The 21,885-nt window shown below is 43.0% G+C and carries 17 protein-coding genes and 1 other RNA gene; 3 read left to right on the top strand and 15 right to left on the bottom strand.

Translation table 11 applies throughout. The annotated features are described in order from the left end of the window. Positions 1–88: 88 nt before the first annotated feature. Positions 89–485, top strand: a transfer-messenger RNA (tmRNA) gene (ssrA, locus tag AC1EKT_RS00475). Between the two features lie 63 nt (positions 486–548). Here the strand turns inward: ssrA and AC1EKT_RS00470 are convergent. The 4 genes from AC1EKT_RS00470 to miaA form a co-directional block, all read right to left on the bottom strand. Beyond that, positions 549–1,472 (bottom strand): LAPAL motif-containing putative phage structural protein, encoded by a 924-nt coding sequence (locus AC1EKT_RS00470; protein WP_415687893.1) that lies wholly within the window; start codon positions 1,470–1,472, stop codon positions 549–551. Between the two features lie 393 nt (positions 1,473–1,865). Next, the gene (locus AC1EKT_RS00465) at positions 1,866–2,339 is read right to left on the bottom strand and encodes a Fic family protein (RefSeq protein ID WP_481615858.1); all 474 of its coding nucleotides are present in this window, start codon (positions 2,337–2,339) and stop codon (positions 1,866–1,868) included. After that, complete coding sequence (locus tag AC1EKT_RS00460; RefSeq protein ID WP_415687895.1) at positions 2,336–2,848, bottom strand: Panacea domain-containing protein; 513 nt, start codon at positions 2,846–2,848, stop codon at positions 2,336–2,338. The genes AC1EKT_RS00465 and AC1EKT_RS00460 overlap by 4 nt, the downstream gene beginning before the upstream one ends. Positions 2,849–3,110: 262 nt before the next feature. After that, positions 3,111–4,124: a tRNA (adenosine(37)-N6)-dimethylallyltransferase MiaA gene (gene miaA, locus AC1EKT_RS00455; RefSeq protein WP_481615857.1), complete on the bottom strand. Its 1,014-nt coding sequence runs from the start codon at positions 4,122–4,124 to the stop codon at positions 3,111–3,113. A 142-nt stretch (positions 4,125–4,266) separates the two neighbouring features. On the opposite strand from miaA, the gene AC1EKT_RS00450 reads away from it, so the two are divergent. Both AC1EKT_RS00450 and AC1EKT_RS00445 read left to right on the top strand, forming a co-directional pair. Further along, on the top strand, positions 4,267–5,100 hold the full coding sequence (locus tag AC1EKT_RS00450) for a GTP pyrophosphokinase (protein ID WP_481615856.1): 834 nt from the start codon (positions 4,267–4,269) through the stop codon (positions 5,098–5,100). A 184-nt stretch (positions 5,101–5,284) separates the two neighbouring features. Beyond that, positions 5,285–6,031: a Bax inhibitor-1/YccA family protein gene (locus AC1EKT_RS00445; protein WP_422118382.1), complete on the top strand. Its 747-nt coding sequence runs from the start codon at positions 5,285–5,287 to the stop codon at positions 6,029–6,031. Positions 6,032–7,051: 1,020 nt separating this feature from the next. Here the strand turns inward: AC1EKT_RS00445 and tuf are convergent. The 11 genes from tuf to AC1EKT_RS00390 form a co-directional block, all read right to left on the bottom strand. Continuing rightward, complete coding sequence (gene tuf, locus AC1EKT_RS00440) at positions 7,052–8,251, bottom strand: elongation factor Tu (RefSeq protein WP_004118785.1); 1,200 nt, start codon at positions 8,249–8,251, stop codon at positions 7,052–7,054. Positions 8,252–8,419: 168 nt separating this feature from the next. After that, entirely contained in the window at positions 8,420–10,549 is a 2,130-nt protein-coding gene (gene fusA / locus AC1EKT_RS00435) for an elongation factor G (RefSeq protein WP_119526223.1), read from the bottom strand. Positions 10,550–10,591: 42 nt separating this feature from the next. After that, a complete protein-coding gene (gene rpsG / locus AC1EKT_RS00430) occupies positions 10,592–11,062 on the bottom strand; it encodes a 30S ribosomal protein S7 (protein WP_012914396.1) in 471 nt (156 codons plus the stop codon). A gap of 3 nt (positions 11,063–11,065) precedes the next feature. Continuing rightward, the gene (gene rpsL / locus AC1EKT_RS00425; RefSeq protein WP_003813881.1) at positions 11,066–11,437 is read right to left on the bottom strand and encodes a 30S ribosomal protein S12; all 372 of its coding nucleotides are present in this window, start codon (positions 11,435–11,437) and stop codon (positions 11,066–11,068) included. Between the two features lie 267 nt (positions 11,438–11,704). Beyond that, positions 11,705–12,796 (bottom strand): cell division protein FtsQ/DivIB, encoded by a 1,092-nt coding sequence (locus AC1EKT_RS00420; protein ID WP_481615855.1) that lies wholly within the window; start codon positions 12,794–12,796, stop codon positions 11,705–11,707. A 52-nt stretch (positions 12,797–12,848) separates the two neighbouring features. Further along, entirely contained in the window at positions 12,849–14,411 is a 1,563-nt protein-coding gene (gene murC / locus AC1EKT_RS00415; protein WP_481615854.1) for a UDP-N-acetylmuramate--L-alanine ligase, read from the bottom strand. After that, complete coding sequence (locus AC1EKT_RS00410; RefSeq protein WP_415689563.1) at positions 14,411–15,610, bottom strand: UDP-N-acetylglucosamine--N-acetylmuramyl-(pentapeptide) pyrophosphoryl-undecaprenol N-acetylglucosamine transferase; 1,200 nt, start codon at positions 15,608–15,610, stop codon at positions 14,411–14,413. Before AC1EKT_RS00410 ends, murC begins: the two co-directional genes overlap by 1 nt. A 51-nt stretch (positions 15,611–15,661) precedes the next feature. Further along, entirely contained in the window at positions 15,662–16,873 is a 1,212-nt protein-coding gene (locus tag AC1EKT_RS00405) for a peptidoglycan glycosyltransferase FtsW (RefSeq protein ID WP_481615999.1), read from the bottom strand. Positions 16,874–17,396: 523 nt separating this feature from the next. Further along, complete coding sequence (gene murD / locus AC1EKT_RS00400; protein WP_481615853.1) at positions 17,397–18,998, bottom strand: UDP-N-acetylmuramoyl-L-alanine--D-glutamate ligase; 1,602 nt, start codon at positions 18,996–18,998, stop codon at positions 17,397–17,399. Positions 18,999–19,022: 24 nt separating this feature from the next. Continuing rightward, positions 19,023–20,126 (bottom strand): phospho-N-acetylmuramoyl-pentapeptide-transferase, encoded by a 1,104-nt coding sequence (mraY, locus tag AC1EKT_RS00395; protein WP_481615852.1) that lies wholly within the window; start codon positions 20,124–20,126, stop codon positions 19,023–19,025. A 79-nt stretch (positions 20,127–20,205) separates the two neighbouring features. Continuing rightward, complete coding sequence (locus AC1EKT_RS00390; protein ID WP_481615851.1) at positions 20,206–21,795, bottom strand: UDP-N-acetylmuramoyl-tripeptide--D-alanyl-D-alanine ligase; 1,590 nt, start codon at positions 21,793–21,795, stop codon at positions 20,206–20,208. Positions 21,796–21,885: the final 90 nt, after the last annotated feature.

The following is a 21,885-nucleotide window of genomic DNA, read 5'->3' as shown; positions in this document are numbered from 1 at the left end:
AACGCTCGCAATATATGATATAATGTGAAAACGTGTGTTTTAGCGCAACAAATGTGCTTTAACGCAGTGAATATTTGAAAATTCAAAAGGGGTCGATCGGTTTCGACGGCGATCTGTTCGCCGCGGGGAAGCGTGCCGAGAACGCGAAAGTCCACTCGTAAACGTCCTTTCGCAAAAGAATAAGTGCTAAATCTAATCGCACTGAGTTCGCTCTCGCTGCCTGAGCTTCGCGCCAGGATTAACCAGTGAGCAGCTGCTCCGTTTACCCACTCACGTCTTCGGAGTGGTGCTGAACGTCATTAGAAGACTTGCTTGAATTGCCGGGCTGCAGGGCAATTCAGGGACTTTTACTGTAGATATGCTCGCCATGAATTGTCTGCGATAACATGGGGGCAGAAAAACTGCCGCACGGCCAGCAGACTACGCACGTAGAAGACCGAGGGTACGGTCACCGGACCGGGGTTCAATTCCCCGCGACTCCACAAACGCAAAAAAGGCGCTGAAAATGCAAAATCGCAATTTTCAACGCCTTTTGTGTAAATAAAACACTAGAACAATGGCGGCTGGCTTGATGCAGTCCTATGTTCTAAAACTCGCTTAATAGAAACATATTGAGTCGTCAACATGCCATTATTGTCAATACTTTTACGAATCAGCATAGCAACTTTATAAATATCGTTCTTTCTAAAAGACTCTTTACCATCATTCAAACGCTTAATAAAATCCCTATCTTCAACCTGAACAAACTGAGTTTTCACACCATCAGTAATACGCCATTTACCACCATCACGGAACGAAATATCTAACGCTTGCACCACCGTTTCAACGATACTCTCCTCAGTTTTGGTGCTTATAGAAGAATACTGTGATATTCCATATGCTTCTTCAGAATCTACCGTTTCTGCACAATAATCGTCGCTAAACGTTACAGAATCAACACCATCAGATGTAGCAGGTTCAACAGTTGCCTTCAATGCCTTCAAATATTCTTCATTTGTTAAAAGCTCAACAGAAGCCTTGTAAGTAGTCAGTTTAGAGCCATCTGGAAACTCTAATTTTACGCACTCCAACCCAGTACGCTCATCTGTTTTACCAGGAGTTTGCTTTACTGGAGCACCCTTATGCAAAAAATGTTTAACACCTTTAACTGTTCCTAAAAATACACCCACAATAGCAGCCGCGTTAATTGCGGCATTTACTTGAGCGCTATTAAACAAATCAACAATGCTATTAGCAACACTCGCAATAAGGTCAATATTAAAAGAACCCTCACGAGTAGCCTTTGCTTTCAACGATATAACACAATTAGGAGCGGTATGAGCTTGAATCTTTTCAAACGCTTGAGATAATGCTAAAAGTGCAGGAGCAAGCTGCTTAACGTCCATTTCATGAGACTGCAACGCAATGCCATCATACTTAACAGTAAAATTCGCGCTATTTTCAGAATTAAGAACTGTTGCACTATTATCCATCACTCACTCCTTTCATTAGACATATATTCTACTATTAGTAAAGCAAATATTTGTAGTTCGGCTTATTTGACGCGTGCCTAGTCTCTATACGATTCACACAAGAACGGGAGTGGAAAGAAAAGAGCGATAGTCCTGGATAACGTCGCAAGTAACGCCAAGAGCTTCAGATAGAGTCCAAACGTCAGTTATTTGTGTTTTCTGCCAGCATCTAACGCACATACGGCACTGATTACAGCACAACTAGTAATGAGCCAAGGCGAAAAATGGCACCATACTCCAGCGATAATAACGAGTGAGAACATAGCTGATACTATTGCATCTAATTTCATAATGAACCTGCAGTATAATGGACAGTGAGTCCCGGACACCTGGATTGTTCGGGACTCTATTTAATTAATTAACTTCATTCGATAATAAATGTGCGTGTGAACGTAACTGTTCAGCTAAACTCGCACGCGCAATCTTACCTTCAACAATATTCTGAATCCACTTATATAAATCATTGTCAAAAGGATTTACATTATCTTCGATATCAAGAATAATCCCATTATTGCGAAGTAAAGCTACACACGTTAATACTGTCGTACGCTTATTGGCATCAGGGAAAATATGGTCTTTAGCGAGATGCGTAGCAAAGTCAGCGATTTGGTCAAAAATATCCGTATAATTATTTCGATCAGCTGGAGATCTATCAAAAATAATCGCAAATGAAGAATACAAAACATTTTCAACGCTGCCCTGAACTTCTTGCTTAACAGTAGCAAGTCCTTGGCTTGTATCAACAATTTCTCGTTGAATAGAACAAACTATTCCTGCGAAGGCAATAATCTGTTCCTCATTCCAAACAAGAGCATCATACTGGCTCATGCGTCACCAAGGATACGCAAAGTATTCGGATACTGTTTTTTTACAGCATCTACAGCACTAATAAACGTATTTTTCTTAGCAGGGTACGAAGTAACATCTGACGATTGCAGAATATTCTGTACAAGAATCGGCTTATTGTGCGACGCATCATACACATTGTGCCATGCGCCGCCAGTACGATGAGCATAATTTACTAAATCAAACACATTCATCCAAGCATATTTTTCAATAACAGTATCTACAATGCAATCAGCATACTGGCTGGTTTCGTGATTAGGCGCATTGAAAATACGATTTCGCCCAAACTGCTTAAACTCGTTATAAACACTAGGTTCTACAGGACCATATTCCCAAGCTTGAATCTCATCCGTAAACAGTGGACACTCAGGATTATTGCGCAACGATTCTACTTGTGCAAAATATACTAGCTTATTCAAAGTGAGATTGGTTAATGCTAGCGTTTTTCCATATCGATCAATAAAAATTGATGCTATATCTAAAGCTTTCATATTTAATCTCCTTTCAAAAACTTATTATGCATATACGAGTAAGATATATTTTACAGAATATCTCATTAATGTCACCATGAAAACGCAAGATAAGGCGATGTTGAGCGCATTGGTACTAAAACGTTATTCTATGAAACTCTTAGAAAAATAAGGCATTAGCGGCTATTAAATGCTAATTCCCCGCGACTCCACAAACGCAACAACGCCACTCATTAAACAGTGGCGTTTTTTGTAGCAAAACCCAATGTTTCCAAGGCTTAAATTAAGCGTCAAAAGCATCTCCGAGATGATGCTGAGTAGCGTGCTCAGTATCGTCAGAACTATCACAATCAAACTCCCCCGCGTCCGCAGCATCAACGATCGCGAGCGCAGCTTCCGCAAGATCCGGTCGCAACGCGTCCAACCAGTGGATGCGAGCATCCCTACCAAACCAACCCATTTGCTTGCGCGCAAGTCGTCGAGTTTTTTGCGCAATATCCGCAAAAGCCTCATCCTCACTCCACACGCCATCCAAATAATCCATAATCTGCTGGTAGCCGAGAGCACGAACTGCAGTCACGCCCAATCGCCCTCGAATCGCGCGCACCTCATCCACAAAACCCTGCTCACGCATAATTTGCGTACGTAAATCCACGCGCTTATCTAAATCTTCACGACGCAAATCTAAGCCAATTTGTACGCAATCAATCACATACTTATACTTCGGAAGCGTTGCGGAATAAGGCTTTCCTGTAAGCTCAATCACTTCAAGCGCGCGAATTGTACGTCGCGGATTGCGCGCATCCATATTCGCCGCAGCAACCGGATCCTTCTGCTTCAACTCATCAAACAGCGCACCTGCTCCCTCTTTGTGCTCGCGCTCCTCCAAAGCTGCACGAATAGACTCATCCGTGCCTGGAAATGTAATATCATCCACAGCAGCACGAGCATACAATCCCGATCCTCCAACTAAAATCGGCCTCACGCCGCGCGATTGCAACTCACTAATACACTTCCTGGCAAGAGTTTGAAAGCGCGCAACCGTCATAGTTTCTTCAGGATCAATAATGTCAAGCAAGTGATGAGGTACTTCCGCTTGCTCCTGCGCGCTCGCCTTCGCCGTACCAATATCCATGTAACGATACATTTGATACGCGTCTGCGTTGATGATTTCCGCACGAATCCCCCGCTCAGCTAATTTTTTTGCAAGCGCAATACCAAGACTAGTTTTGCCTGAAGCTGTAGGACCAACTATTGAAATTACTTTCGGAATATTATCCTGCTTATTTTCAGACAAAATACACTCCCCGTCAAAATACTTTGCTAGATTCTGCTTGCGCGCAACTACCTAAGATATTTATATCACGCTTTACAAAGAATATTACATTTACATACGCACTCCCAGACGTTTAGCAGTTTTTATAGTATTATTAAAAGACGTGATACTTGATCGTCATAACTGCGTAAACGCAGCAGAACTCTATGCGCGTCTTCATAGCAACGAAGCAGCTAATGAAAGCAGCAACGTAAGTAGCGACGTAAACAGCAATGTTGGCAGCAACGTTAGCAATACAAAAAACCAACAAAATTGCTCCCAATGCGGCAAAACTAATTCGCTTATGCTTCCTGAAGACCAAATCGACGAATTTGTAAACATGATGCAAATTTACGAAGGAGCAATGTACGAAATAAGTACAAAGCTCGAGATTCTAGATAGCGAATTTCAAGTGCGGTTCTCTCACGACCCAATTCATCACATGGAACGCCGTCTTAAATCAGTGCACTCAATTTTTGAGAAGCTGCAAAGGCGTCATTTAGATATTTCCACACGCTCTATACGCGATAATCTTTTCGACGTAGCTGGAATTCGCGTAATTTGCAACTACTGCGACGATGTGTATTCTGTAGCGCAATATCTTTCTAAACAAACAGACATTCAAGTATTGCAAGTTAAGGATTATATTAAGAATCCAAAACCTAATGGATACCGCAGTTTGCACGTAATTTATGCAGTCCCTGTGTTCTTGTCTTCTGGAGCACACTACACGCCAGTTGAAGTGCAATTCCGAACTATTGCGATGGATTATTGGGCTAGCTTGGAGCATGCTTTAAGGTACAAAGCCGGTTTGCCGGATGCAAAGTTGGCTGAACACTCTCAAACTTTGCTCGATTGCGCGCATAGCTTGCAAAATATTGAAACGCAAATGCAAGGTATTCACCGCGATATTAATGGTGCTCCTCAAGTTGAAGAAGCACCTAATAGTAAGGCATAGTACAAATACGAAGCGCAATTTTACGCAATATTAAGCGCAAGATTACGCAATACTAAAATCAGCTTATTGTGCAAATGTACTAAATTACGTTACATTTTTTAGCATTTTCCCAGATGCTTTAATTATAATTATGTGAGAACGTTGTCTTGACAGCGTTTTATTTCATAGCTGTTAAGGAGAAATAATGACAAACTTTACTCAAGATTATTACAGAAGCGGTGCTCCTGAGGTTATTGACACTCAGGCAACATATGCTTTTGAAGAAGCAAAAAGAGTTTCAGTAGGACGCACTTATGGCGAAATGACGCTTGGATTGATTGTTACAACTCTTGTGGCACTGTTCACTCAGAGCGGTAATTTCTGGCTTAGATTTATGTTTGCAACCCGCGGATGGGGTTGGATGATGTTGGCAATTGCTCAAGTTGTGATAGCAGTTGTTCTTGGAACGCGTTTAATGAAGATGAGTGAGACAACAGTACGAGTTTTGTTCTATGCTTATGCTGCTTTAACAGGATTTACTTTAAGCTCAGTTTTTCAAGTATTTAGTCTTGGATCTGTGGCATTAGTATTTGCTTTAACTGCAGGGTTCTTCCTGTGCTTGACAATGCTTGCACTTACTACAAAAAAGGATTTGCTTAAAGCTGGTCCAATTTTAATGGTTGCATTACTTGTGTTCGTTGTTGCGCAAATTATTATTTCGTTTATTGGGCAAGATACTGGAACAATGCGTCTTATGGCTGGAATTGGCATCGTTATTTTTGCAGGTTTAACAGCTTACGATGCTCAGCAAACTCGCGCATTACTTGCACAATATGAAAATCAGCCTGAAATGGTTAAGAAAGTATCTATTTTCTGCGCATTCCAGCTGTTCTTGGACTTCATTAATATGTTCATCTACTTGCTAGAGTTGCTTGGAGATAATAGGGATTAATAATACTAAAACTAACTTAAGTGTGTTAGTTGCTTAGTTATTTAACCCTGCCAGATTAGTATTTGGCAGGGTTTTATTATGCACAGTGTAGTTCTGCGCGAGTGTCTTCATTTTGCTTGTTTTCAGACACTGGCGCAATACGCAATCTGCGTTAGTAACGTATAACAGCGATTTAGCGTTACTCGCGCAGTTCGCATTCTGCGTTAGTAACGAATAATTGCGATTTAGCGTTACTCGCGCAGTACGCAATCTGCACCAGTGTCCCAAAAACGGTGGCGCTCAAGCAGGTCGTCAGCGCACACCAGTCACAACCTAGTTTCTAAAACACAGTCATGCAAACCTGCCCCGCCTGCGTCAATAAAGACGCATGCAGACCTCGCTTGCGTTGAAAGCACACCGTGCTTTCAACCCTGAGCAAGCTCGGCGCTCCGAGTTGCTTTCGCGCTAAATGACAGCGCTCAAGCAGGTCGTTACGAACGCAGTCAACCATCTGCACAAGTAACAAAAAACGACCAAAACTTTACAGCGGTGTAAAATTTATGCCGCCTACGCGCGAAAAAACGGCAAAAACTTTACAACCGTGCGCAGTTTATGCCGCTTCCCAGTCAAATTCCGACCAAAACTTTACAGCGGTGTAAAGAAAAAGTCGGCTACGCGCGAAAAAACGGCAGAAACTGTACAATCGCGCTGCTAGCGAATCGAGGCGCGCGTTAAATATTTTGCAGTCAATAGAAAATGTCGAAAACATCTTGCGATTATGTATTTTCGACAGTTTTGGCTTGCGTTTTGTTTATTTCACCAAATGATTTGGTATTTTCGACAGTTTTGGCTTGCGTTTTGTCGATTTCACCAAACGATTTGGTATTTTCGACATTTTAGTAAGCTGCAAAAAATCGTGGAAAACGCTTGGAACGCAGCGCTCAAGCAGGTCGTCGCGTACGCGAATACAACAAAAAGACCCCACGAGTTTCCTCGCGGGGTCTTTATTAAGCCTTAGCTAATATTTTCAGTTAGAAAATACTAGGCAAGAATCTTGGTCACACGACCGGAACCAACGGTACGGCCACCTTCACGAACTGCGAAGGTCAAGCCCTCTTCCATTGCGATTGCCTGGATCAACTCAACAGTGAAGGTTGCGTGATCGCCTGGCTGAACCATCTCAACGCCGTCTGGCAAGGTGATAACGCCGGTGACGTCGGTGGTGCGGAAGTAGAACTGTGGACGGTAGTTGGAGAAGAACGGCGAGTGACGGCCACCTTCGTCCTTGGTCAAGACGTAAACTTCGCCTTCGAACTTGGTGTGTGGGGTCACAGAACCTGGAGCAGCCACAACCTGACCACGCTCAACGTCGGTACGGTTGATACCACGGAGAAGAAGACCAGTGTTATCGCCAGCCTCGGCCTCATCCATCTGCTTGTGGAAGGTCTCGATGGAGGTAACGGTGGTGGTCTGAGTTGGACGCAAACCAACGATCTCAACTGGGGTGTTGATTGGGAGCTTACCACGCTCAACACGACCGGTGACAACGGTACCACGACCGGAGATGGTGAACACATCTTCGATTGGCATCAAGAATGGCTTGTCAAGATCGTGAGTTGGGGTTGGGATGTACTCGTCAACAGCCTTCATGAGCTCCTTGACGGTCTCTACCCACTTCTCGTGATCTGGAGCGTCATCGTGCAAAGCACCGTAAGCAGAGGTGCGGATGACTGGGCAGTCACGATCGAAGCCGTTTTCTTCGAGGAGGTCACGAACCTCTTCTTCGACGAGGTCGATAAGTTCTGGATCATCAACCATATCGCACTTGTTCAAAGCAACGAGGATCTTCGGGACACCGACCTGCTTAGCGAGCAAAACGTGCTCACGGGTCTGAGCCATAGGACCATCGGTAGCAGCAACCACGAGGATTGCGCCATCCATCTGAGCAGCACCGGTGATCATGTTCTTCACGTAATCAGCGTGGCCTGGAGCGTCCACGTGAGCGTAGTGACGCTCAGCGGTCTGATACTCGATGTGTGCGATGTTAATGGTAATGCCGCGTTCCTTCTCTTCTGGAGCGGCATCAATCTGATCGAAGTCATACTGAGGGTTCAGATCTGGATACTCGCCATGCAGCACCTTAGAAATAGCCGCGGTCAAGGTAGTCTTACCGTGATCAACGTGACCAATGGTACCAATGTTAACATGCGGCTTAGTACGCTCGTACTTTTCCTTTGCCATGTGTTTGTCCTCCTGGACGTCTCGTAGTTTGCCTCACACATTTGTGAGAGGTCTTTCGCTACATATTACTGGGTTTCTGGGTTAGGTGCCACTTCGGTGCCAGAACCCAGTCAACGTAGGAAATTCTAGCGTTGACCGGGGACAGAAAACACCGAAGTAGCGTGCGCTTTATTCGCCGCGCTGAGCCTTAATAATCTCGTCCGAAACGGCCTTCGGGACCTCCGCGTAAGAGTCCATCTGCATGGTGAACATTGCGCGGCCCTGAGTCTTGGAACGAAGATCGCCAATGTAGCCGAACATTTCGCTCAGCGGCACCTTGGCGTCGATAACTTTCACGCCAGTAGCATCAGTCATAGACTGGATGTTACCGCGACGAGAGTTCAAATCGCCCATGACGTCGCCCATGTACTCTTCTGGAGTACGGACTTCGACAGCCATAATTGGTTCGAGAATTACCGGATTAGCCTTAGGAGCAGCTTCCTTGAAGCACATGGAACCTGCAATCTTGAAGGCCATTTCCGAAGAATCGACATCGTGAGTCTGACCGTCGGTGACGGTTGCCTTTACACCCACAACTGGGAAGCCAGCCAAAACGCCGGATTCCATAGCTTCCTGCACGCCTGCATCGATTGAAGGAATGAATTCCTTGGTGATGTGGCCGCCGGTAACTTCGTTGACAAACTGGTAGGTTTCGCCAGATTCTGTATCGAGAGGCTCGAAGTTCATCAAAACCTTTGCGAACTGACCAGAACCACCGGTCTGCTTCTTGTGAGTGTATTCCTGGTTCATAACAGCCTTACGAATCGTCTCACGGTAAGCAACCTGTGGCTTACCAACGTTCGCTTCGACCTTGAACTCACGACGCATACGATCAACGATAATGTCAAGCTGAAGCTCGCCCATACCGGAAATCAAAGTCTGACCAGATTCCTCATCGGTCTTAACCTGGAATGTAGGATCCTCGTCAGAAAGCTTAGCCAAAGCCAAGCTCATCTTTTCCTGATCAGCCTTCGTCTTTGGCTCCACAGCAACCTCGATAACAGGATCTGGGAATGTCATGGATTCCAAAGAAATTGGGTTCTTTTCGTCGCACAAAGTATCACCAGTGCTGACGTTCTTCAAACCAACGAAGGTGTAGATGTTACCAGCTTCAGCTGAATCTACAGGATTTTCCTTATCAGCATGCATCTGGAAGATCTTACCAACGCGTTCCTTCTTGGACTTCGTGGAATCGTACACGGAATCGCCTGGCTTTACTTCGCCAGAGTAAACGCGTACGAACACGAGCTTGCCATAGAATGGATGGGTTGAAATCTTGAATACCAATGCTGCGAATGGATCTGTATTAACTGGCTTACGGTCAATTTCAACAGATTCGTCGCCTGGCTTGAAGCCCTTAATAGATGGAACATCTTCTGGGCTTGGGAGGAAGTCGACAACAGCATCCAGCATTGGCTGAACACCCTTATCCTTGAATGCAGAACCGCAAGTTACTGGGAAGGCCTTACGCTCAATGGTAAGCTTACGGATACCAGCGCGCATTTCCTCTTCAGTAAGTTCGCCAGTTTCGAGATACTTCTCAACCAGCTCATCGTCAGCTTCAGCAACCTGATCCATAAGTTCAGCACGATACTGCTCTGCACGTTCCTGCAAATCTTCAGGAATGTCAACGGTGTCATAGTGAGCACCCATATCGTCCTTAACGTCATTCCAGACGTAAGCCTTCATACGAATCAAGTCAACAACGCCGATGAAGTCGTTTTCAGCACCGATTGGAAGCTGAATAACGAGTGGAGTTGCACCGAGCTTCTCCTTGATGGTCTTGACGGAATAGTAGAAATCAGCGCCAAGCTTATCCATCTTATTGATGAAGCAGATACGTGGGACGCTATACTTATCAGCCTGACGCCACACGGTTTCAGACTGAGGCTCCACGCCTTCCTTACCATCGAAGACTGCTACAGCACCATCGAGCACGCGAAGGGAACGTTCCACCTCAGCGGTGAAGTCCACGTGGCCTGGGGTATCGATGATGTTGATCTGATAGCGATCATCAACGTCATGAGTCTGACGCTTCCAGAAGCAGGTAGTTGCAGCAGACTGAATAGTAATACCGCGCTCCTGCTCCTGCGCCATGAAGTCCATGGTAGAAGCACCATCATGAGTTTCACCGATCTTGTAGTTCTTACCAGTGTAGTAAAGAATACGTTCGGTGGTAGTAGTCTTACCAGCATCAATGTGCGCCATGATGCCGATATTACGAACCATATTCAGGTCGTTAAGCACATCTTGTGCCATATTCTTATCCTTAGCTCTTTAAGATACCGATTATCTTGTGGATTACCAGCGATAGTGAGCAAAAGCCTTGTTTGCTTCTGCCATCTTGTGGGTATCCTCGCGGCGCTTCACGGAAGCACCCAAGCCATTGGAGGCATCGAGAATTTCGTTGGCCAAACGCTCAGCCATAGTCTTTTCACGACGAGCGCGTGAGAAGTCAGTAAGCCAGCGGAGGGAAAGAGTGTTTGCACGAGCAGGCTTAACTTCGACTGGAACCTGGTAAGTTGCACCACCAACGCGGCGAGAACGAACCTCAAGATTTGGACGAATGTTATCAAGAGCGCGCTTCAATACAGAAACTGGCTCCTGCTCGGTCTTTGCCTTCACCTGCTCAAGAGCGGTGTAGACGATGTTTTCTGCGATGGACTTCTTACCATCGAGAAGGATTTTGTTAATCAACTGAGCCACGACGGTCGAGCCGTAGATTGGATCAGGAAGCAGTTGATGCTTTTTTGCAGGTCCTTTACGTGACATGTTTTACTTCGCCTTCTTTGCTCCATACAGGGAACGACCCTGCTTGCGGTCCTTGACACCCTGGGTATCTAATGCGCCACGCACGATGTGGTAACGCACACCTGGGAGATCCTTCACACGGCCACCACGCACGAGCACGATGGAGTGCTCCTGCAAGTTGTGACCTTCGCCTGGAATATAGGCGGTTACTTCAATACCAGAGCTGAGGCGCACACGAGCAACCTTACGAAGCGCGGAATTTGGCTTCTTAGGAGTGGTGGTGTACACACGGGTGCACACGCCACGACGCAGCGGGCTACCCTTCAAGGCCAAAGTCTTTGACTTTTTCGGCTTGGCCTGACGTCCTTTACGGACAAGTTGTTCAATCGTAGGCAACTTAAGTTCTCCGATTCATTGTTATCTTCTATTTGGTGAAAACCGCCACACTGCAGCACACCATAACCAAAGAATCGGTTAAAGAGTAAAAGCCACAGTCCACCGGCCCGATGGCCCTCGCGCCTCCAGCCACACATTACTGCGCGCTATCTTTGGCACTTGGGATATCCCAACACGCACACCTATAACATAAGGCACGCCGTTGGCACACACGAATTACTATTATACACCTAATCTTGACAATGCAATTAATAAAGTTTTAAAACCCTATTTAAGAATTGGACGCACGGGAGCAGACACATCTAAGCTGCGTTTGTTTCCAATTTTACTAGGATCATCAATAATCTTGGCAACAATAGCTTTCTTTAACTCAATCTGAGACGAATTGCCCCATATGATAGTTTTTTTAACATCACCTAATTCTGTTTCGACAGAATCTTGAGTTTTTGCACTAACTTTCGTAACTCTAGTTCGCAAAGATTCCGAAAGTGAACTAACAATTTTTACAGCTTCAAGTACCGCTCTATTATTCAAACTTCTTTGCACATTTGAAACTTCAATAACAGGTATTCCTTGTGTTGTAACTTGAGCTACGGCATTTAACACGCGACCTTTAGCGTCAACAGCAGTTAATTTATTGCTATCTCGAGTTTTGAGCATTGCTGCAGGACGTTGCGCATGTACAGAAACATGCAAACCATTAGGAAAATTCTTAGAAACTTTTGCTTCAGTTACGCCAGGAATATCGTTAAGTTGGTTAATTACTTCTTGAGAAGAAACTAAAAATAGCGATTTACCAACCTGAGTTGACGCAATTGAAGCAATTTTTTGCTCACTCACCCACTCGTTAGAGCCAGAAATACTTATATCGCTAGACTTAAGAAGAAAAACTGGCGAGAAGAATAAAAACCAAACAATCGCTGAAACAGAAGCAATCACTGCAAGAATTGCAAGAATTCGTTTAACAGTAAATTGCAAATAAGCAGATTTACGTTCTTTCAAACGCTCTCGAAAATTAATTATTCTAGGACGAGTAATCATTCCAAGAGAACCAGAAGTTTGACTTAAAGTTTTTCTTACAAAATCAAGCTTCGGCAAAAGTCTAGCGTCAACAAACTTACCTTGATGATTTTTTTCATTGACATCAGCTACTCGTATTTGCGATGTGTTTTGGCTGATTATATGCCTTTGGAAACGCTGGTCTTTGCGCAACGACGAAGCACTACTACGAGACGCACTGCTGCTTGATTTATTACTACGAGACTCTTCAGTACGCGCAATATTAAGACTTGAAACGGTACGACGATGCGAATTATTTGCATCAGCATCGTACGATTTGCTTGACCTCACGCGACCCATAATTGCCTCTCGTAATAATTTATTTATATTTTAATCGCTTAATTTCAAAGCACTACAATGCTTCTAGCATAACAGACGTCATAGCAGTAATACTTCCTGCACCAACTGTAAGCAGCACATCACCAGATTTTGCACGCGAAGCCAGTTTCAACGCAGCTTCGCGCATATCGTCAACCGCTTCAATTTTTACATCAAGATTCTGCAATTTTGCAGCTTTAACAATAGTTTCAGCATTAATATCTGGAAAATCTTCCTGCTTTTCGCGAGCTGGGAAAATTCCTGTAACAATTACGTCGTCTGCAAGAGCCAAAGATTTTGCAAACTCACTAGCAAAAGCCTGCGTTCTGGAGAACAAATGAGGCTGAAACAGCACGCGAAGAGTAGAAGAAGTGTACTTTCTTCGCGCAGCGCGCAATAGTGCAGCTATTTCAGTTGGATGGTGAGCATAATCGTCCACAACTGTCACACCATCAACACATCCACGAATATCAAAACGACGAGACGCACCTCGGAAGCTTTCTGCACCACGAGCCGCATCTTCTGGATTCATACCGAGCAATACTGCAGCAACAATAGCTGCAGAAGCATTAAGCGCATTATGCAAACCTGGTATTAACAAGCTAACTTGCACCTTGTTCGAACATTTAGCATGTTCATCCAAAATTTTTTCCGGCAATACAAGCGTAAACATTTCTCGACCACTTACAGCTTGCTCATTTTCATGCTCAATACTTGCGAACATAGCTAATTTTTGTACGCGCGAGCTGACTTTTAGTCTCCAAGTATCCAAATTACCGTAAGCAATTGTTTTGTTTAAAATATTATCCGGCATAGCTTCAAGTACTTTTCTAGCACCTTCGTCTTCTGCACAAATTATTACGTTATTGACAGCATGACTTACGTGCTCAACAAATGCTTCTCTGTATCGTTCACTAGAGCCGTAATGATCCAAGTGATCTGCTTCAGCATTTGTTACGATTGCAATACTTGGGCTGTATTTTTCAAAACTTCCGTCAGATTCGTCAGCTTCAGCAACCATAACAATTCCATTGCCAGCATGACCGCCGTCTAAAACTGTTCCGTCTGCAGCTTGAATAGATCCGCCGATTGCGTAGCTTGGATCAGCCAAATCGCCCACTGCAGTCACAGTTAATATATGAGAAAGAAGTGAGCTAGTAGTTGTTTTACCATGCGCTCCAGCAACAGTCACGCCAGTTTTTGCAGATAATAATAACGCAAGAATATCGCTGCGATGAACAAGTTTTATGCCGCGCTCATGCGCTGCCATAATTTCCGGATTGCTTGGTTTAATAGCACTTGAATACACGAGTACATCTGCATGCTCAACATGTGAAGCACTTTGACCAATTTCTACTTCAATACCTAATTCTTCCAAGCGTTGAGTGTGATCATTTGCTTCGCGATCACAACCGCTTACACTTACGCCCTCTTCATGCAACATTTCTGCCAGAACACTCATTCCAGCTCCACCAATGCCAATAAAATGCACTCGCCCTAGTTTTGAAATTGTTTGTGAATCATCAAACGCTGATTTTACTGGGTTTAAATCAATGTTGTTATGAGATGAAGTTGTATTGCTATTAAGATTAGTCATTACTTTCTGCCTTCTTTTGCGATTTCAAGAATACGCTTCGCCATAACGTCTGCAGCATCGCGAATACCATAATTCCAAGATTTAGTGCGCATAGCTTGTAATTGCTTTTTGTTTTGCAATAAAGCTAATCCTTCATCTATAAACCACTTTGCATTGAAATCAGCATCATTTACCATTACTGCTCCCCCTGCATTTACTACAGGCTCAGCATTGAAACGCTGCTCGCCGTTGCCAATAGGCAATGGCACGTATACAGCAGGTAAGCCAAGTGCCGAAATTTCTGCAACCGTTCCAGCTCCTGCACGACATATAACTAAATCTGCACAAGCAAAAGCCCAATCAATGCGCTCTAAATATTCTGCAATATGATAATCGCCACAGCCAGCATGCTCTGGTTTAATATCGTTTATTTGCGATTCACCTACTTGCTTTGCAACTATATTTCGCACTTCTTCCGCTTTTGCGCGACCAGTTAAGTGAATTACTTGCGCATGTTTTAAAATATCTCCTGCTGCTGCAGCAACAGCTTGATTTATGCTTTTTGCACCCAAAGATCCGCCTGTAACAAGAATAATCGGACGTTTAGGATCAACGCCAAGTTTTTGCGCACCTTCAACGCGAGCGTAATCATAATCTTTTTCTAATCTTTCACACAATTGAGAAATAGCAGGTCTAAGAGGTAAACCAACTCTTTCAACTTTGACACCTTTTCGCGTGCGCAAATCAGTATTCCCATAAACTGTTCCAACAGCATCAGCCCAACCTGCGCCCAAGCGATTTGCCATTCCAGATTTAGCATTCTGCTCGTGAATCACAATAGGAATATGCTGAGCATGAGCTTGAGAATATACTGGAGCAGAAGCATAGCCACCGAAGCCCACTACTATATCTGCTTTTCTAGCGGCTAGTATATTTCGCACTTTGCGTTTTTCGCGCATCCATCGAATTGGAAACTTAATTGCATCTAGATTTGGCTTACGTGGGAACGGCACTTTTTCTATAGTGTCAAGTTCGTATCCTGCATTCGGCACAAGACTTTTTTCCAAACCAACTTCTGTGCCAATTACACTAATTAACGCTTCAGGATTGAGCTTTTTAATAGCGTTTGCAACAGAAAGCAAAGGATTGACATGACCTGCAGTGCCCCCGCCTGCAAGAACAATATGCACTTCATGCTCAATAGCATTATCAAACTTCATTTCACTACCCTTGTTATAACTTTCATATTATAAAAAAGTTGTAAATACTTACTACTTCGATATAGTAAGTTGCGGATTGGAACGCATAAGACCATCAGCTACGCCAATTGCAACCAAACACATAACGAGCGAAGATCCACCTGCTGACACAAACGGCATAGGCACTCCCATAACCGGAAGTATTTGCACAACAACAAGAATATTAACTAATCCTTGGCCTACAATCCACGTTGCGATACACATTGATGTGATTGAAATAAATTGCGATTTCGCTTTTAATGCTGAAGATAGTATGCACCAACCAATAATTACGTATAGCAAAATCACTGCTGCTGCAACCAAAAAGCCCATCTCTTCGCCAATAATAGCGAAAATAAAATCATTGTGAGCGTAAGGCAAATAATTCCATTTTTCGCGAGAGTTTCCAATACCAACGCCTAATAGTCCACCAGAAGCCATTGCATATTGAGCGTGAATTGCTTGGAAGCAAACGCCTTTAGCTGCTTTTGCGTCACATCCGTGCAAAGTAGCAAGAATACGTCGCATACGATTTTGGCTTGTCAAAACAAGCATAGCGACCATAGCAATAGCAATCAAAATACTTCCTATTAGCCAGCGCGTAGGGAATCCGCCAAGATAAAAAGCTATAAGTGCAATAAGAATAATAATTAAAGCAGTACCAAGATCCTTACCTGCAATAACAAGCAACAACGATACGCCGAGTCCTGCTGCTACAGGAATATACGCGCGCATTTGCACACGCTCATACGCTTGTTTTGCAGCAATCAAAGCTATTGGAAGCCAAATACATAATGCAAGTTTTGTAATTTCTGCAGGCTGCAAAGTAATAGGTCCAAAAGCAATCCAACCAGCATTACCATTAACTTCACGTCGTAAACCTGGAACAAATGTTAAGAACTGTGCAATAACAGAAATAACGTAAATAACAGCAACGTATCGTCTATAAACTGTAACTGGAAGTCGAGAAGCGAAAATATAGCCAATTAAGCCCAAAACGCAATACATTGTTTGGTTTACGCCTTGACCCCAAGGTGCGATTCCGTAGGTAATCATAGTTACTGAAGAACTAGAAAACACCATGAATAAGCCGAAAATCGACAGTATAACCACTGATACTCGCATGCCGTATAAGCACCACAGTGGGTTAGTTAAACTGCGCAAGCCAACATATTTCTTTAATTCTGAATCTTGAGTTTTGCGCTCTAACGAGTTTTTTGAGTAGTCTTTTTTCGAGGAAAATATTCCAGATACAGTATGTGCTAATTTTGCGTAGTTAATTGACTTTGCCGGTTTTGCAGGCTTCACAGGATTGACAAGATTTGCTTGCTTTACAGGCTCTACAAAATTGGCTGATTTTACAAGCTTGGCTGATTTTACAAGATTAGCTGGCTTCGCTGGTTTTACCGGCTTTGCTAGTTTAGCTGGTTTAGCAACTTTCGACTTCTTTACATCTTTTACAAATTTTACAGATTCATTTAAAGAAGAGCCTACAGATCTGCTAACTTTAGTAACAGAATTACTTACGGACTTACTTACAGACTTTCCTACAGATTTGCCTAATTCCTTACCAGCTTTGCTTGCATACGCTCCTACTTTGCTTACGGACTCGCCTACTTTACTTGCTGACGTTCTAATAGATTTTTTAAAAGATTCGAATTTTTGTTTTTTAGAAGAATGAGAAGAATCTGAATCTGCTTCAATATGATCTTCCATAATAACTTCTGAGACTTTGCGCGTTAATGAACGCAAAAACTTTTTAGGCTTATTACTGTTGAACACCATGATTATGCACCCATCGTTGAGATTCTTTAGCAAAACGATTGCCGCGATCGGCGTACGAAACAAATTGATCCATAGAGGCACAAGCAGGAGCAAGCAGAACAACATCACCAGGCTTAGCATAACGCCCAGCAGCTTCTACAGTTTGACGCATAACAGCCTCACCGAATGAAGAATCAGGATTTACAAGCGAAGTATTCTCAATATTCTCACAAACTAAGTCATCAACGCAATCATATGATTTAGCGCAAGAACCATCCTGCGAAACAATAGTTACTGGAATATGAGGAGCTGAACTGTGAAGAGCTTCAACAATTGGACGTTGATCTATTCCAATAACAACAACCGCTTTAATCACATGAAGTTGGTTTGCAATTAAATCTTCAAAATGACCACCTTTAGCTAAACCGCCAGCAATCCAAACAACCGAATTATTAGCAAAACTAGCTAAAGATGCACGAGCAGCATGAGCATTAGTTGCTTTAGAATCATCTACAAATCTAATACAATTCGAAGGATTTTCATCTTCAGACATCAAAGTCGCAACTGTTTGAATGCGATGACCTCCAGGAGCAAATTCGCGTAAAGCACGAACTGAAGAATCTACGTCACCAGTTAAACCTAAAGCTAAAGCTAACGCAGTAAGAGCATCAGCCAATAAATGCGGATACACACTGCCATCAGGCTCGCACAGATGTTTTAGCTCACGCAATTCGACAATAGGTTTCAGAGTGCCTTTAGTTCCTCCAGCAACACCGCTGTTATCGACAATCCAACCATCTTTTACGCCAATTTCACCATCTTTAGGCTCTTCTAACGTAAAACCAATTTTTTTACAGCCATTAGCAACTTGTGCACAATCTGCCAATTTGCTTACACGCTCATCTTGAGCATTGTAAACCAAAGCTTTTTGCACATTATTAAATACTTTTGACTTGTCACGAGCGTACGCTTCCATGCCACCATGCCAATCTAAATGATCAGCAGCAATATTAGTAATAGCAGCACAGTCAAGAGCTAAAGAATCAGTGAAATGCAATTGGAAAGAGCTTAATTCAACGCATAAAGCATCATGCTCACATTCCAAAGCAGCATGTGACACAGACTTTCCAATATTTCCCACGGCTGGAGCATTTAATCCGCAAGCGGTTAGCATTGCAGAAGTCATTTCTGTAGTAGAAGTCTTACCATTTGTGCCAGTAATGCCAATCCAATAAGCAGGTTTATTCGTGCGTTTAGAAGGTACGCGTAAACGCCACGCTAATTCAACTTCGCTCATTACTGGGATATTGCGCGATGCAGCTTCTTGCAAAAATTGCGTGCGAGGATTAAATACTGGAGATGTAACAACAGCATCGATTTTAGACCAGTCTATTGCTGAAAAATCATGTATATCGGCATCAGGCTTATTTTCGTCTGCAGTCACAGGCTCAGATCCAACAGAGCGCAAAACCTCAGCTGCACCACGACCAGAAACTCCAAGACCTGCAACTAATACACGCTTAAAAGCAAATGCTTTATCGCTTGTGCACGACTTACAAGTAGATTCAGACGAAACAGATACGTCATTGCCATCGACAATATTCATATTGAAGCCTTCCAATTTTTGAAATTAAATAAGCAAGCCAGAACGCCCTGCCCAATCAGCGTAGAACATCATAAGCGCAGAAAGCACAAACATAAGCTCAATCATCCAGAATCGCACAACAACCTTGGTTTCCGTCCAGCCGAGCAATTCAAAATGATGATGAATAGGAGCCATTTTGAACACACGCTTATGCGTAGCTTTAAAGAATCCAACTTGAATAACGTCACTTGCAGCTTCCATTACAAATAATCCACCCAAAATCACAGCCAAAAACTCTGTGTGAGTTGCAATAGAAAGAGCTGCAAATAATCCGCCTAAAGCCAACGAACCAGTATCTCCCATAAATACTTGAGCAGGATTCGAATTAAACCACAAGAATCCAAAGCAAGCAACAGCAGCGCAAACAGCAATAATAGTTAAATCGAGAGGGTCAGAAACAGCGTAAGAGAATCCAAAATGACCGCCTCCGCGCACATGGTAGCTTTCCCAGAAAGCAATCAAAGCGTATCCAGCAAAAGCAATCATAGAAGATCCAGAAGCTAAACCATCAAGTCCGTCAGTCAAATTTACAGCATTAGACCAAGCAGCAATAAGGAAATTAACCCAAACAATAAATACTACGATTCCTACACCTTTACCGAGTATAGAAAAATCAAAAAATGGTTTTTCAATAAAACTCATTCCAGGTTGAGCGCTAGCAATACCAGATTGAGTTGGCAATAGCAATGACAAAAGCGCGTAAATACTTGCAAAAATAATTTGACCAGTAAACTTCGCATGTACAGAAAGACCAAGATTCTGCTTTTTATGAACCTTAGCAAAATCATCAATAAAGCCAAGTAAACCCATTGAAAGCATTGCAAACAGCACCAAAACAGCAGACCATGAAGGCGAGCGGCCAACAGAAACATATCTATAAAGAGCAGAAGCAGCCCAACCTGCTACTACAGCAAAATTAATAACAACACCACCCATAGTTGGCGTTCCGCGCTTTACTAAATGAGATTGTGGTCCATCTTGGCGAATGTACTGACCGTAGTGCAAACGATGCACTAAACGAATAAGCAAAGGCGTGCCAACAATCGTAACTACGAGCGACACCACAATTCCTACAATAAGCGCAATCACCGCTTAACCTCCGTTTACTGTTCCGTTTGCTATAATACTTAATTTATTAATTTCACACTTATTATTGAGCATCGAGCAATTAAATATTTGCCCAATGTTCAGCAAGCACACTCAAGCCTGAAGCATGAGAGCCTTTCAATAACACAACACTACTCGGATGCTCGGCCACAATTTTCCAAACAATATCATCAGCCTCATCCGCACTGTGTACAAAGTAGACTGCATCATTAGAAGAAAGTAGTTTATTATTCCAAGAAGAACGCGCACCTTGAGCAATACAGTTAGCTAATTCATCTAAGTCAGAGTCAGTTTTTGAACCAACAGCAACAACCGCATCGACACTCGAATTTGCCACATATTCTCCAATATTTGTGTGCAATTCATCTTCGTTGCTGCCAAGCTCCAACATAGAACCAAGAACCGCTATACGGAAGGGTTTCGAAGATGCACTACAAGAATCATTTTCATAAGCGCACAAACCATCGATTCCTGCTTTCATAGAATCAGGATTTGCATTAAAGGAATCATCAATAAGTGTAAATTTCTCGTCATTTTTCGAAACTGTACTCAATTGCATGCGATGCGGGCTAATATGCGAAACTTTAGACAGCACAGAAGCAATATCATCTAAAGTCATTCCCAAATATCTTGCAACATTTGCTGCTGCAAGCGCATTCATAACATTATGCTCGCCTTGTATATCAAGATGCGCCTCAACATGATTCACTAAATCAGAAGAATTAATGCGTTCAGTGATAGTAAAAACTGCTTTACCAAAAGAATCTAACTTTATATTGCTAGCTGAAAGTTGGTAGTCATCTTTACTAGCTGATTCCAGCAATCCATTTTTAGCATTTCTACCAAACCAGCGCACATGCTTATTTTCTACAAGACAAGACATTGCAGAAACTCGCTTATCGTCAGAATTTAATACTGCTATGCCATGTGGCAAAAGCCCACGCACAATCTCACTTTTTGCTTGCGCAATTCGCTCAACTGAGCCAAATTCACCTAAATGAGCCACACCAACTTTAAGCACTATTGCGAGATCCGGAGGAGCAATATGAGTTAAATTGGCAATTTCGCCAACATGGTTAGCACCCATTTCTGCTATTAAAAATCGAGTATTACTGCCAACTTGCAAAGCAGTAAGAGGCAAACCAATATTATTATTAAAAGATCCAACAGGAGCAACTGTTTCGCCTAGCGTGCTCAACAAAGCCTTCAACATATCTTTCGTTGTTGTTTTGCCAACGGAACCAGTAATACCAATAATAGTGAAAGGTTTGTTAAGATTGCGGCGAAGTTCCAAATTATGTTTAGCTAGCAAACCCAGCGCTTCTACAGAATTATTAACAACTATTTGATTGAGATTAGTGCCTTCGACAACATGTTCAACAATAGCTACAACAGCTCCAGATTTTTCAGCATTCTTTACATAATCATGACCGTCAACATGTTCACCAACTATAGCTACGAACACAGAACCTTTACGAATTTGACGAGAATCACTAAAAACGGAATTTGCAACTAAATCTGTGCCACAACTATTAAACTCGTGTATTTCACCATGAACAGCTTTAGCAATTTCGCTTATGCTCATAGGCATCATATCGGCATGATCTAAACTCTTAGCATTGCTGGCACACGAAGTTTCAACACAACTCATAACATCCTCCAAATTAGCAACATAATTAAAAGCTCTTAAACAAAACTCACGCAATTAATTTATTTGAAAACTCGAATGAAATCAGCGCTT

Source organism: Bifidobacterium sp. C0047B3 (genome assembly GCF_056590535.1).
This window is presented reverse-complemented; position numbering and strand designations above follow the sequence as displayed.

Bases quoted from the DNA above. Each gene is read 5' to 3' on its own strand.
- AC1EKT_RS00470 (WP_415687893.1), bottom strand. From the start codon at position 1,472: ATGGATAATAGTGCAACAGTTCTTAATTCTGAAAATAGCGCGAATTTT.
- fusA (WP_119526223.1), bottom strand. From the start codon at position 10,549: ATGGCACAAGATGTGCTTAACGACCTGAATATGGTTCGTAATATCGGC.
- AC1EKT_RS00460 (WP_415687895.1), bottom strand. From the start codon at position 2,848: ATGAAAGCTTTAGATATAGCATCAATTTTTATTGATCGATATGGAAAA.
- AC1EKT_RS00420 (WP_481615855.1), bottom strand. From the start codon at position 12,796: ATGGGTCGCGTGAGGTCAAGCAAATCGTACGATGCTGATGCAAATAAT.
- murD (WP_481615853.1), bottom strand. From the start codon at position 18,998: ATGAATATTGTCGATGGCAATGACGTATCTGTTTCGTCTGAATCTACT.
- murC (WP_481615854.1), bottom strand. From the start codon at position 14,411: ATGACTAATCTTAATAGCAATACAACTTCATCTCATAACAACATTGAT.
- AC1EKT_RS00465 (WP_481615858.1), bottom strand. From the start codon at position 2,339: ATGAGCCAGTATGATGCTCTTGTTTGGAATGAGGAACAGATTATTGCC.
- AC1EKT_RS00445 (WP_422118382.1), top strand. From the start codon at position 5,285: ATGACAAACTTTACTCAAGATTATTACAGAAGCGGTGCTCCTGAGGTT.
- tuf (WP_004118785.1), bottom strand. From the start codon at position 8,251: ATGGCAAAGGAAAAGTACGAGCGTACTAAGCCGCATGTTAACATTGGT.
- rpsG (WP_012914396.1), bottom strand. From the start codon at position 11,062: ATGTCACGTAAAGGACCTGCAAAAAAGCATCAACTGCTTCCTGATCCA.
- AC1EKT_RS00390 (WP_481615851.1), bottom strand. From the start codon at position 21,795: ATGAGTTGTGTTGAAACTTCGTGTGCCAGCAATGCTAAGAGTTTAGAT.
- AC1EKT_RS00410 (WP_415689563.1), bottom strand. From the start codon at position 15,610: ATGAAGTTTGATAATGCTATTGAGCATGAAGTGCATATTGTTCTTGCA.